The 15,092-nt window shown below is 27.2% G+C and carries 6 protein-coding genes; all 6 read left to right on the top strand.

The features are described from left to right. The first annotated feature begins 33 nt into the window (after nt 1-33). The 6 genes from rpoB to rpmA all read left to right on the top strand — a co-directional run bounded on the left by rpoB (nt 34) and on the right by rpmA (nt 14,935). Nucleotides 34-3,627 carry a DNA-directed RNA polymerase subunit beta gene (rpoB, locus tag DMC14_RS00260; RefSeq protein WP_116171849.1) on the top strand — a complete coding sequence of 1,198 codons (3,594 nt, stop codon included), beginning with the start codon at nt 34-36 and terminating at the stop codon, nt 3,625-3,627. Further along, on the top strand, nt 3,627-8,060 hold the full coding sequence (gene rpoC, locus DMC14_RS00255; protein WP_137412645.1) for a DNA-directed RNA polymerase subunit beta': 4,434 nt from the start codon (nt 3,627-3,629) through the stop codon (nt 8,058-8,060). The genes rpoB and rpoC overlap by 1 nt, the downstream gene beginning before the upstream one ends. A gap of 165 nt (nt 8,061-8,225) precedes the next feature. After that, nucleotides 8,226-9,209 (top strand): lipoprotein 17-related variable surface protein, encoded by a 984-nt coding sequence (locus tag DMC14_RS05630; RefSeq protein ID WP_116171847.1) that lies wholly within the window; start codon nt 8,226-8,228, stop codon nt 9,207-9,209. Nucleotides 9,210-9,407: 198 nt separating this feature from the next. After that, nucleotides 9,408-13,277 carry a coiled-coil domain-containing protein gene (locus DMC14_RS00245; RefSeq protein WP_137412644.1) on the top strand — a complete coding sequence of 1,290 codons (3,870 nt, stop codon included), beginning with the start codon at nt 9,408-9,410 and terminating at the stop codon, nt 13,275-13,277. A 1,091-nt stretch (nt 13,278-14,368) separates the two neighbouring features. Beyond that, complete coding sequence (gene rplU / locus DMC14_RS00240) at nt 14,369-14,671, top strand: 50S ribosomal protein L21 (RefSeq protein WP_116171845.1); 303 nt, start codon at nt 14,369-14,371, stop codon at nt 14,669-14,671. 3 nt (nt 14,672-14,674) lie between these two features. After that, the gene (gene rpmA, locus DMC14_RS00235; RefSeq protein ID WP_116171844.1) at nt 14,675-14,935 is read left to right on the top strand and encodes a 50S ribosomal protein L27; all 261 of its coding nucleotides are present in this window, start codon (nt 14,675-14,677) and stop codon (nt 14,933-14,935) included. Nucleotides 14,936-15,092 lie beyond the last annotated feature (157 nt).

Here is a 15,092-nt window from a genome sequence, read left to right as displayed (position 1 = left end):
TTATAAAATTATAAATTATTAATGAGGTTAGATATGATGAGAAAATCACAATACGTTTTAAGAAAATTTGGTCCTATTACAGAACGTAGAGACTATTCAATTAGTCAAAAGAAATTTGAAACCCCAGACTTTTTAAAAATGCAAAGAGATTCTGTTAAGGATTTTTTAGAAAAAGGTGTTGAAGAAGAATTAAAAAATATATATCCAATTGAAGCACATGGTAAAGTGAGAATTGAGTATGTTGAAGGTTCAGCCAAATTTCAAATACCTAAAAAGTCGGAGTTTGAATGTATTAAAGAGGCAAAACAAAAAGGGTCATCATATCAAGGTAAGTTAACAGCTTTATTAAAACAAGTTAATGAAGAAACTGGTGAAGTAAGTACAGCTGAAGTTGTTTTTGCTGAAATTCCTATTATGACTTATGGAGGATCGTTTGTAATAAATGGTTCGGAAAAAGTCATTGTGTCTCAATTGATTAGATCAACTGGAGCTTATTTTGGAGTTGGTGTTAGAAATAAACAAGCTAATGATTTATTTAATAAAGTAGAAATTATTCCTCAAATAGGTTCGTGAGTTGAATTTTATCATAAGAACAGTCAAAATATCATTGATACAGTTAAAGTTCATATAGATAAGAATAAATCATTTTTATTGACTACTTTTTTAAAAGCTCTAGGTTTTACTGAAAAGGGCATTAAAAAAATGTTTGGAGAAATTCCTCAATTAAACGAAACTTTAAAGAAAGATAAAACTTCTGGTACTTCTGATGAAGAAATAACAAAAGATGCTCAAGAAACTATTTATCGTTTAATTAGAAAAGGCGATAGAATGACAGCTGATTCAGCTAGAAATTTAATTCCATCAACATTATTTAATGAAAAAAGATATAGTTTAACTGAAACCGGTCGTTTTACATTAAACCGTAAATTAAATATAGCCGAAAGACTTGCTAATTCATATTTAGCTGAAAATATTGTTGACAAAGATGGAGAAGTAAAATATGAAAAAGGCTTATTTATTACATGAGAACTAGCTAGAAAAATAGCTGATGAGTTTAGATTAGGCATTTTACCTTTGTGAAAATTGCCAGATATAGATTCAACTGTTTATGGAAATCAATTACAATTAAAAGAAAATGAAGGGTTGGAAAATCGTTTATATGTTTCACGTGTGTGAATTTATCCTACAGAAAACGATTTAATTAATGATACTAATAAAGTATTAGTTTTAGGTAATGATCCAAATTCAACTGAAAACTTTTTATTAATACCAGATTTAATAGCTACAATTTCTTATTACTTTAATTTACTATTTCATATAGGTGTTGATGATGACCCTGATTCATTAGTAAATAAAAGAATTGTAACAATTGGAGAATTATTACAAAATCAATTTAGAATTGGCTTGATAAAATTAGAAAAAAATACTCGTGAAAGAATTTCGACAAAGGAAACGGTTAAGATTACACCAAAGAATGTTACGAATAATAAACCAATATTTAATCAATTTAAATCATTCTTTAATACTTCTAAACTTTCACAATTTATGGACCAGTGTAATCCATTAGCAGAAATTTCAAATAAGCGTCGTATTACTTCATTAGGACCTAGAGGTTTAAATCGTGATACAGCTCAATTTGAAGTTCGGGACGTTCACCCAACTCATTATGGGCGTATTTGTCCTATTGAAACTCCAGAAGGTCCAAACATTGGGCTTATTCTTAACCTAGCATCATTTTCGGACATAGATAAATATGGATTTATTAAAACCCCATACTTTAGAGTAAAAAACAAAAAAGTGGATTTTTCTAAACCTGAATATTTAACAGCAATTGAAGAAAATGGATATACATTTGCACAATCAACTGTTAATATTGAAAATGATGTAATTGTTGATGAATTAGTAATGGTTCGTCGTGATAATGAATATTTAGAAGTTCCAGCTTCAGAAGTAGATTATGTAGGTGTTTCAAGCCGTCAAATGACTTCTATTGCAGCTTCTGCTATACCATTTTTGGAAAATGATGACGCCAACCGTGCCCTAATGGGATCTAATATGCAACGTCAAGCCGTGCCCGTTCTTTTTCCAGAAGCGCCTTTAGTTGCTACAGGGGTAGAAGCAGATATAGCTAAATATTCGTCGACAAATATAGTTGCGAAATATGATGGGGTTGTAACTTATGTTGATGCGGCAGTTGTTAAAGTAAAAAGAGAAGGTTCAAAAACTATTGATTCATATTATTTAAGAACTTTTGAAAGATCAAATCAAGGAACTTTAATTCATCAAGTTCCTTTAGTAAAACTAGGTCAAGAAATCAAAGTTGGAGATTTATTAGTAGATGGTCCATCAATGAAAAATGGAGAAATGGCCTTAGGAAAAAACGTGTTAGTTGGATTTACAACTTGACATGGTTATAATTATGAAGATGCAGTTGTGTTGTCTGAAAGACTAGTAAAAGACGATGTTTATACTTCTATTCATATTGAAGAACAAACTATTCAATTTAGACATTCTAAGGCAGGAGAAGATATATTAACCACTGAAATTCCTAACGTTTCAAACTATTCAAAGCGTTTTCTAGACGAAAACGGGATAGTAAGAGTAGGTTCAGAAGTTTCAGCTGGAGATATATTGGTTGGTAGAACGTCTCCTAAAGGAGAAGAAAACCCAACTCCAGAAGAAAAACTAATGGCAGCAATTTTTGGTCAAAAAACAGCTTCAAGAAAAGATACTTCATTAAAAGTAAAACACGGTCACAATGGAACTGTTGTGGATGTTGAAGTTTTAAGTCGTGAATTTGGAGACGCCTTAGAAGATGGAATTGAAAAAATAGTAAAAGTATCTATAGCTCAAAAAAGAAAAATTAGAGTTGGTGACAAAATGGCTGGACGCCACGGTAATAAAGGTGTTGTATCTATAGTATTGCCTGTTGAAGAGATGCCTTATTTGGAAGATGGTACACCTTTAGATATTTTACTTAACCCACAAGGGGTTCCTTCTCGTATGAATATTGGTCAAGTTTTAGAATTACATTTGGGTCTTGCGGCTAAAAAATTAAATACTAAATTTGTTACACCAATTTTTGACGGTATAACTCATAATCAAATTAAAGAAATTCTTGAGGAAGCAAATATAGATTCATCAGGAAAAACAGTAGTTTATGATGGAAGAACAGGCGAAAGATTTGACCAACCCATATCAGTCGGTATTATGTATTATTTAAAACTTTACCACATGGTAGACGACAAGATGCATGCTCGTTCAGTTGGTCCATATTCATTAATAACCCAACAACCATTAGGAGGTAAAAGCCAAAATGGTGGTCAAAGATTTGGTGAAATGGAAACATGAGCAATTGAATCATACGGAGCAGCTAATTTATTACAAGAATTATTAACCTATAAATCAGATAATATTAATGGACGTAATCAATTATATAATTCGTTAGCAAGAAGAACAAAATTGCCAAAACCAGGCATGCCTGAATCATTTAACGTTCTAGCTTACGAATTAAGAGGGTTAGGAATTAAATTGGAAACACATGATAATACATACAGCGAAGATGATTTAGAAGCTGAAAGAATTGATACTAAATATCAACAAGATTGAGATGGAGGAGCAGAATAATGAAAAACAATTTAAAATATGATCTATTAGATGAATCAAAAATTGCAAAAATTTCCTTATCTTTAGCAACCCCTGAAGATGTTGAAAGTTGATCACATGGAGAAGTAACTAAACCAGAAACTATTAACTATAAATCATATAAGCCAGAACGTGGTGGTTTGTTTGATGAAATTATTTTTGGACCAATGATAGATTATCGTTGTCCTGTTTGTGGTCATAAATGAAAAAAAATTAATGAAGGTTCATATTGTACAAGAACTGAATTATGTAAACAAGAAAAAGTACAAATTTTACCTAAAATAGCTCGTAGAAATCACATGGGTCATATTAAATTAAATAGTCCTGTTGTTCATTTTTGATATTTTAAAGTAGATCATTCAATTTTATATAAATTACTAGGTTTAAGAATTTCAAGCAATTCATATAGTAAAATAGTTCGTCGTGAGGAATTAGAGAATTTAATTTATTATAAAAACCATATTGTTGTCGAAGACGGAGGCTTAAAGTCTTTACCTAAAAATTTAATTATTGAAATTAATGATGCTGGTGTTATCTATAAAGAAGCTTTAGAAGAATTATTAACTCGTTTTGATCCAAACAAAAAAGAAGATAAAGAAGCGTATGAAGATATTCAAGACACAATAAATGAATTGGTCGAAAAAGCTACTTCAAAAATTGGTCAGGAATATGGTATTGACTTTTATGAATTAAATGAAGTTATAGAGCATTATTCAGATGCTAAAATTATGACTGGCGCTTTAGCTATTGAATATTTATTAAAAAAACTAGATTTACAAGCGGAAAAATTATATGTTTCTAATCAAATTAAAGAATTAAATGAACAAGAAGCAAAAAACCCAGATAAATTTGCAACAACCACAAAACAAACAAGAGAAAAATTATATAAAAGATTGCAAGTTATTAATGCTTTCATAGAATCAAAACAATCTCCTACAAATATGTTAATTTATAACTTGCCTGTAATTCCGGCGGATTTAAGGCCTTTAATTCAATTAGATGGTGGTAGACATTCAACATCAGATATTAATGAGTTATATCGTAGAGTAATTATTAGAAATAATCGTTTACAACAATGACAAGAAAAAGATGCTCCTAGACTAGTTATTCAAAATGAATTGCGTATGATCCAAGAAGCAGTAGATGCTTTAATTGATAATCAAAGAAGAACACCAAATCCTGTTTTATCAAAAGACAATAGACCATTTAAATCTATATCTGATGCTTTAACTGGTAAAAAAGGTCGTTTTAGACAAAACCTTTTAGGAAAACGTGTTGATTATTCTGGTCGTTCAGTTATAGTTGTTGGTCCGAGTTTAAAAATGCATCAATGTGGAATTCCTCGTGAGATGGCTGCTAAATTATTTGAACCATGAATAATAGCTCGTTTAATAGAAAAAGAAGTAGCTACAACTATTAAAAATGCTAAAAAAATAATTGAAGACCAAAACCCTATTATTTGACCTCATGTAGCTGAAGCTATAAAAGGAAGATTAGTTTTATTAAATCGTGCTCCTACCCTACACCGTTTATCAATTCAAGCCTTTGAACCAGTATTAGTTCGTGGAAAAGCTATAAGATTACATCCATTAGTATGTACTCCTTTTAACGCTGACTTCGATGGTGACCAAATGGCTGTTCATGTGCCTATTTCTGAACAAGCTTTATTAGAAAGCCGTGAATTAATGCTTGCTAATAAAAATATTTTAGGTCCTAAAGATGGTGAACCTATTATCAATCCTTCACAAGATATGATACTTGGTTTATATTATTTAACTTTAGAAGATAAAAACGCTAAAGGCGAAGGAAGGGTTTTCGATAATTTAGATCACTTATTACGTGCATTAGAAACCAAAACAGTTGGTTTACATTCTCGTGTTGCTTTACCAGCCGAAGAAGTAAAGAGTTCAAAAGTATTTTCATATCACGATACCGATAAACAACTATATGTTATTTCTACAGTAGGTAAATTCATTTTTAATAATGTTTTTCCAAAAGATTTTCCATTTATTTTTGATAATAAAGTAACAAAAGCAATTAACCTTGAGGAATACAAAAAACAATTTAATGAAAAATATGTAGTTGAGGCTGGAACAAATATTCCTGAATATGTTAAAAAACTAGAAACTCAAGAAGCTTTCAACAAGAAAAATATTGCCAAAACCATTCGTTATATGTTTGATAATTATGTTTCTACAATTAGCATTGCTGATGTTGCAAGTGTAATAGATAAAATTAATGATATTGATGATGGCGATATAGTAGTTGAATTTTTAAAACTAAAAACTTATAAAGGGCAACCTTTAGATAAATCACATGCCGATTTATTATCTGAATTTACAATAGAAGAAAAGAAAAAAATAATGGATTCAGATGAGCAAAGAGCAAATGATAAATTAATACCTTTAAGTGCCAAAGAAAAAGCGCATTTATTAGATACAGTTTGATTTAAATATACAAATATTGTTGCTTCTATTCTTGATAATATAAAACAATTAGGATTTGATTATTCAACTACTTCTGGAATTTCAATTTCATTTTCAGATATTCTTGAAACTCATAAGAAAAAAGAATATATAGCCGAAGGTGATGAATATATTAGTAAGTTAAAAGAATTCTATAATTTGGGTTATATAACTGATGATGATAGATATTCATTAACTATAAAAAAATGAGCTGAAATTAAGGAAGATATACAAGAAGAATTAGAAACAATAATAAAAGAAAATCCAAGAAACCCAATTATTACAATGATTAATTCAGGAGCTCGTGGTAATATTGCTAACTATGTTCAACTAGCAGGCATGCGGGGATTAATGGCTAACAATACCAAAACCACTAAGGCTGATGCTAAAAATGACCGTGTTGTTCGTTCAACAGTTGAAGTTCCGGTTAAATCATCATTTATCGAAGGGTTAACAGCTTTTGAATTTTATTCATCAACCCACGGTGCTAGAAAAGGTCTTACAGATACTGCTCTTAACACTGCTAAATCAGGTTATTTAACAAGACGTTTAGTGGATGTTGCTCAAAATATAGTAGTTAGAGAAGAAAATTGTGGTTCTGAATATGGATATATAGCAAAAAATATTATTGATACTAAAAACAATCAAATAATTGTGTCATTAAAAGAAAGAATTGTAGGCCGTTTTTCAAACAAACCAATTTATGATAAAAATGGTATTTTGATTTGTGATAGAAATGCTTTAATAACAAATAAAATAGCTCAAAAAATAATTGACTCTGGTATTGAAGAAGTGGAAATAAGATCTATTCTTGGATGTAACACACGTAATGGCGTATGCAAAATGTGTTTTGGAAATGACTTAGCTACAAACCGTGTTGTTAACATAGGAGAAGCGGTAGGAATAATAGCAGCTCAATCTATAGGAGAACCTGGTACTCAATTAACAATGCGTACATTTCATACCGGTGGGGTTGCAGGCGTCGAAGATATAACTGGTGGTTTTACTCGTTTGATTGAATTAATTGATGCCCATGAACAACCATGAGGCAAACAAGCAACTATTTCGCCTTATCAAGGTAGAATTTCGAATATAGAAAAACAAGAAGATAAAGAAAACAATTATACTATTACTATCGAAACCTTAAACAATGAAAATGAAATTGTTAAAAAGCAAGTTTCAGTAGAAACTAATAAAAAGTTAAGAGTTGAAAAAGGCCAAGAAGTAAGAATAGGTCAAAAGTTATCAGAAGGTCCTATTGTTCTTAAAGAATTGTTAGCATTAACTGATGTTATAACAGTTCAAAATTATTTATTAAAAGAAATTCAAAGAATTTATCGTATTCAAGGTATTGCTATTAGTGATAAATACATTGAAATTATTATTAGACAAATGATGTCTAAGGTTGTAATTAGTGACCCAGGAGAATCTAAATTCTTTGCCGGAGCTATAGTTGATATTTTTGATTATCAAGAAGAAAATGCCCAATTATTATCAGAAAACAAAAAACCAGCTTTTGGTAACGTTGTAATTAAGGGGGCTAAACAAGTGCCTTTATTGTCAGATTCATTTTTATCAGCAGCTTCATATCAAGAAACTTCAAAAATTTTAGTTAATTCTGCTATATCATCTAGAATTGATAATTTAAGTGGATTAAAAGAAAATATTATTCTTGGTAAAAAAATACCTTCAGGAACAGCATTAAACACTTTTGAAGAACATTCGAAATATGATATTAAACCTTCTATTAAATATTTTACAAACTTTGAAGAATCAGAAGAACTAGAAGAATCAAATATTGATGAAGAAAATGTTATTGATATAGATGCATTAACTCAAGAATATATCGAAGATTCTCAACACATAAAAGAAATTGAAGATGAAGAAAATGATCTATTATATGAAGAAGAATTTGATGCAGAAGATATCAAAGATAACTTTGAAGAATAATAATTTATAAATTAAAATGCAAGTCTAATTTAATTATATTAGTTATAGGTTATAGACTGCATTTTATTTTTATAAGTTATTTTGGAAAATAATTAATTACAAAAAAATAAAATAAATGTTATTTATAATTAACTAATAAATTTAAAGTTTAAGAAAAGGAAAAATATGAAAAAATCATTAAAAGTGAGAAATGCTATGATTACAATAGGTTTTATTAGCCCAATTTTATTTACACCTATTTTAGCTATTTCTTGTGAAAATACACAAATTAAAAAGGATGCTCAAAAAGTAGTTATTAATAATTTAAAAAAAGCTACAACCAAACCTTCAGAATTAGATAAAAACTTAGCTCAAGAATGGTTGAATGATGAAAAACAAAATGAAGTAGCAAAAAAATATAATTTTGAAGTTTTAGAAGTTATCAATGTTAACGATAAAGAAGGAAAGTTAACTTTAAAAATTAGAATGACTGAAAAACTTTCTGATAAAGATTTAAAATCAGGCAAAAAACCCGCTATCTTAGAACTAAAAAAAGATTTTGTAGGATTTAAAAAAATGCCTAATTCTACAAACGAAAATTTAACTATAGAACAAGAATTAAATAATGAATTGCAAAAAGTTAAAGTTAATAGAACTGAAAAAAAATTAAAAAAAATCAGAGCTACAGCTTTAGAAAGTAATTTTAATGAATATTTTAATTTTAGTAATTTTGATCAAACAAAATTTGAATTACTTTACAAAGTAAATCAAATTACACAACAAAATAAAGAAGACGGTACAGCTACATTTGAATATTGATTAAAGAGCTTAAATAGTTCAATAGAATCAGAACATAAAACATATTCTGTTGAGGGTTTAAAAACCCTTTCAGAAGAAGCACAAAATGAGGCTGGTCTGTTGACGATAACAATAAAAAATAAGGAAACCATTGCTGTTAAGCAAATTCAAGATGAGCCTCTAAAATATATAATTTTTAGTGAGTTTAAGACTAAAAATCATTTATTTAAAATTGGAAAAGTAAAAACTTTAGATTCTAAACCGAATAATGGTGAAATATCCATAAGTGTTGAAATCCAAAATGTAAAAAGTGAAATAGTATATTTAGAAAAAAATTTCAAAATTGAAGGACTTAAAAAAGTTAGTGAATAATATTTTTTATTTATATTAACACTGGAAAAATATATTTCTAGTGTTTTTTTTATCTTTTTTTGATAAAAATTTTTTATTTTTTGTAAAAAATAACCCTGTAATAGCATTAATATATCAAATATAAATTATAAAAGTCAATTTAAACATATAATTATTGTAATCAAAAAATTTGATTAAAACATATTAGAAAGAGGTTATATGAATAAAAAAGCCAAAATCATATTAGGTTTATTGTTAGGAGGTGCTTTGGCCACCGGTGCCGGGGTAACTGCAGCATTTTTAGCATCAAAACCTAAAAATAAACAAATGGCGAAATATCCAGATTTAGGTATTACTAAATCAGATGAAGAAAAAGCTAAGAAATTAGATGTAACAAAAGATAAGGACAATAAAGCTTTAAAAGATTATATCGATAGTGTTATAAACGCATTGAATAATGGAGCTGAAAATGCTCCTAAAGCAAAATCAGAACAAGAATATAAAATAGCTAATGATTATTTAGAAAAATCTTTAGAATTTGGTGAATCTGGCAAAGAAATACTAAAGCAATTTTTAGATAAACTTCCTTCCGATTCTCCCAAAGCAAAAGAAAACAAAGAATTAAAAGAAAAATTGGAAAAAGCATTAGAGGATGCAAAAAAAGCGAATAAAGAACTAAAAGATAAATTATTAGTAAAAGAAGAAATAAAATCAATAAAATTAAAAACAAATGAAGAAATAAAAAATATTGAAGATTTGATTATTTTAGCTGAAATAAAGCAAAAATTACAAGATTTAAACAAAATATTATCAGAATTAAATGCAGCTAAACAAAAAGTGGAAACACTAAAATTAGATGAAGAAAAACAAACAATTTCGAAAATAAAGGAAACATTAGATAAATCTATAGCTGAATTAAAAGTTAAAGAACAAGCTTTAGAAAATGATCCAGAAACTCAAAAAAAGGCAATTAAGGATTATTTAAACACATATAAAAAAGATGTTAAAGATGCTGTTGAAAAATCTCAAGCTACAACAACCATTGATTCTATGGAAAAATCTGTTGAGAAACTAGATAAATTAGTAAAACTAGGACAAAAGATTGTTATAGATGCTAATAAATTAGGTTTAACAGCAGAAAAAACTGAATATGAAACAGAAAAAGAAAAAGCTAACACTGAATTAATGGCTTTAAAAGCAAGATTAGAAGCTAAAAAATTAGCAATTCAACAAGCAAAAGAAGCGGCAGCCCAAGCATTACAAAAAGCAAAAGACGCTATAAAAGCAGCTAGAGATTCAAGAGATGAAGCTAGTTTAGAAAAAGCAATAACAGATTTGAATGCAGCTATTTCAGAAATGAATGATGCCAAGACAAAAACAGAAGATCAAAATTTAGATAAAGAAACAAATGAATTAAAAAATGCTTCTTTAGAAGCAAATTTAGCATTAAATGTAGCTAAAGAAAACAAAGAAAAAAGAGCAAAAACTAAGGGTTTCATTAATGATTTAGATGTAAAAATTACAAATTTAACAAACGCTTTGGCAACTAATAATAAACAAAATATTCAATCAGCTAAAGAAGAATTAAAATTGGCTTATGATAAAGCCAAAGAGTTTTATGATACAAATAAAAATAATGAAGTTATTTCTAATGATTTAGGTCAATTAAATCAAAAATTAATTTTATCTAATACTCTTGATGAAGAAGCAATTGGCAAGATTGAATTATTAAAACAAAAAGAACAACAAATAAAAGATGACATAAATAAAGCTAAAAATGATTTAGCAACAGCCCAAGCAGAAGCGACACAAGCTTTAAAAGGAAATGATATCAATGCTCTAAAAGGGGCTAAAGAAAAATTGGCTAAGGCAATAGCGTTTGCCGAAGAAACAGAAACAAAAGCTAGAAATAATAATTTTGTTACAGAAGCAGATGAATTGAAGGAACTAATTAAATCGGCTAAAAATAAGAAAATTGAAATTACAGATAAAATTAGCGGAATAGAATTAGATACTCTTCAAGCTAAAAAAGATAAATTTAATGAATTAACTACAAAATTACAGTTAGCAATTCAAAAAGCAGAAGAAGCTTTAAAAGATGAAAATAAAAATAATTTAGAATTATCTAAAGAAGCGTTGGAAGAAATAATAAAGGTTTTAAATGAATCAAACGATTTAAAAGAAATATTTAAAAATCAACACAATGATTTTAATATGGAATATGATGCTCTTTTAGCAAAAATTGATATTGCAAACCCATTAAAGAATCAATTGTTAATTTTGAAATTAAAAATTGAAGAAGAATTAAAAACCCTAGAGCAAAAATTAAAAATTGAAGAAAAAAATATTGAAGATAATAAAAAGCTTTTTGAACCAAATAAAAATAATTTGGAAAAACTAAAAGAAATTAAACAAAAAATAAGTCAAGTTCAAGCTAGATTAGTTCCTTTAGGTTCTAAAGTTAATAATGAATTTAGCAATCCTCAATATAATAATGTTAAAAATTTATATGAAAAAATAAAAAATGAGGCAAACTTATTTAATATTAAAGTTAAAGAAAAAATAGAGGAATTAGAAAAAGAAATCAATAAATCAAAAAGTAAAATTCAAACAGCTTTAAACGAATTACAAGAGGGTCTTGTAAAAACAGAGAACGACAAAGGAACTTTAAGATTGGATGGATCTACAGGTTCAATTCAATTTTTAGAAGACAAGATAGCATTGGCTTTGAAAACAATGGAAGAGGAACAAAAAAACAAAGATGAACTTGAAATTAAATTATTACTTGATAATTTAAAATTAAAAATGGAAGAAGCAAAAAAGAAAGTTAAAGAATATAAAGAATCTTTAACAGAAATAAAGGCAAAATTGGATGCTGAATTTGCTGCCATTAAGCAAAGAGACAATGATATAAAAGGAATTTATGAAGAACCAATTGGTGAAATTTCAACAGCTTCTAATACTTATATAGGATTACAAGGAAAATACGAAGTGATTATTTCGGATTGAGAAATCTTAAAAGAAAAATATGGGTCAAGCGAATACAACAAAACTGAAATTGAAAACTATGATAAAAAATTAAAATCATTTTATGAAAATATTAAAAATAGAAAACAAGAAATATCAGATATAATGGAATTAAAGGTTAGCATTAATAATAAAGAATCTAAATTAGCTTCTGAAATTAATGTATCTAATATTACTATAGAAAACCCGGTAAATGGATTTAATTTTACTTTTGAAGAAAAAGATCTAAAACCAAATGACGAAAGTGGGAATCTCGAATTAACAATTAATATAACTGGAAAATTTGAAGCTATACACAAAATAAATAATATTTCAGGTTTTAAAAATATTACTATCCCTAAAAGTGCTAGAATAAAAAAAGATAAATATTTTGATTTCGTTTTATTCTTGTTTAATAAATCGAAAGAAGATACTAGCGGAGCTAATGTTGAAGAAAAACTTTTAAAAGCGCTTAATGATAATTTCTTACACATAAAAAAGAATTTTATGGAATATAAAATAAATTTAAAAGATTATGTCGGATGAGATAGTTATATTTTTACTAACAAAACAAAACATCCTTATATAAATGTAAGTTTCTCAGAAGGAATTAATAAAATTTCTACTAGTGAAAAAAGCATTGAAATGGCTATTATTACTGGCAAAAAACCTGATGGAAGCTTTGTATACAAAACAATAGATGATGTTTCTTTACAATATGAAGATATTGTGATTACGTTTTTCCAAACAATGGGCAGATATTTTAATTCGTTAAATATAATGAAGAATATTTATAAATTTGCGAATATCGAATTAGCAAAATATTCTAATAAAGTTAGTGAAATTGAAGAAGATATTCAAAATACTGTTAACAAATTATTTGAAAATAATTTTAGTCATGATGCTGATGTTGAAAACTTATGATCAAAATGAAAAAATAATATAAAAATAGATTACAATCAAATTTCTCAAGAAGAAAAAATCAAAGTTGGTAAACATTTTACTGAGAGCGATTTTCTAATAGATTATGCTATTATAGGAATTGAATTTTATTTAGATGAAACTAATAAAAAACAAATATAATGATTAACATTAAAAAAATATCAAATTTTATATAACAACCCCAAAAGTTGGTCTAAAAAAATATTTTAAATTATTTAGTGAATGGCATCTTATTGTTTAGGTGCCATTTTTTTAATTTTGCCATTATTTTATTTTTATTATAATACTTTATATATTTGGCGTTGAAGACTTTACACAAAATTCTAAATAGCGTTCTTAAATTGTTAACTTTTTTTGTTTTGGTTTAAGAATTATTTTTTTATTTCTTGTTAGAATCTTCTTTATTTATATTTTTTAAAATATAAAAATATGAGATTTAGCAATTTCAAAAAATAATAGCTTTTTATCTAAAGGATATTTTAGCCTTGATTCATATAAAACAATTATTTTTTCTTTTTTTGTTGCTCTATCCTTTGTTGAACTAAGGCTGTCAATTTTTTTAGCAAATCATTTTCTATTTCAAGCTGATCATTACACTATTCTAGTTTTTTTATTTTATTATTTTATCTATTGTTGTATTTTTTCTTTAAGTTTTTTATTTAAATTCATTTTACAAGGCCTTCATATTTTTGTTTTAAGAGCTTTATAATCTAAATTTAAATATTTTTTTATTCAACTATAAATAACACATAATTTATGTTAAATTTTATAATAATATCGTGAATAGAGTGACAATTTTCAACTAATTTAATAATTCAAATTTTAAAATTAAAGGAATAGTTATTTTTTTATTCTTGCTTAGGAAATTATATTTATGTATTTTATATTAGAGATCTAATAGTCACTATTGTAGTTTTTGCTACATTTATATTTCACATAAATTTTTAATGCTATAACTTTTAATTGAAAGTTTGATTATTTATATTTTGTCTTTATTTTTTTAACTTCATAATAAAACCCCTAAAGTTATTTTGTTGTTTAGCTCAGCTTTAGGGACTATATTTTTGATAGTATTTTTTATTGCTAAATAAAAATATTTATTTATATTAAACTTAAATTGAATTAAATGTTTTTGTTATAATATTAGGGTTACTTATAGAGTAACCATTCTGAGAAGGCTTAAACTTTTTATAAAGTGCCTTAAAGATGTGACAAAATATAAGGAGGCTTAAATGTTTGCTATTATCGAAACAGGTGGAAAGCAACTAATCGTTAAAAAAGGCGACGTTATTTACATCGAAAAAGTAGAAGGCAACGAAGGTGATTCAATTACTTTTGATAAAGTTTTAGCTATTAAAGATAAAATTGGAACACCTTATTTAGAAAAAGCTTCTGTTTTAGGAACAATTGAAAAACAAGGAAAAGCAAAAAAAATAGTAGTTTATAGACACAATGCCAAATCAACACATAAACGTAAATTAGGTCACCGTCAACCTTATACAAGAGTACAAATTACAGAAATTAAGGAGAAATAAGACATGGCACATACGAAATCTGGTGGAACAACCTCTAATAGTAGGGACTCGGCTGGTAGAAGATTAGGCGTTAAAGCTACTGATGGTCAATTCGTAACAGCAGGTAGCATTATCTATAGACAAAGAGGAACTAAAATTTTCCCAGGACAAAATGTAGGACGTGGAAAAGATGATACTCTTTATGCTTTAATTGATGGAGTTGTTAAATTTGAAAACAGAATTAATAGAAAATTTGCTTCAGTTTATCCAGCTGAAACAAAATAAAATATATATAAAAATGATTGGTTAATGCCAATCGTTTTTATATATAAAAAACTCCCGTAAGGGAGCAAATACGGCAGCCATAAAGGCGCCTTATTTTAGTACATACTATTCTTAAGCAATACAAATAGATTTATTAGTACCTCTTTTATTATACATT

This window comes from Metamycoplasma phocicerebrale (assembly GCF_003383595.3).
Taxonomy (GTDB): Bacteria; Bacillota_I; Bacilli_A; order Mycoplasmatales; family Metamycoplasmataceae; genus Metamycoplasma; species Metamycoplasma phocicerebrale.
Note: the sequence above shows the minus strand (reverse complement) of the source record. Positions and strands in the feature narration are given on the sequence as shown.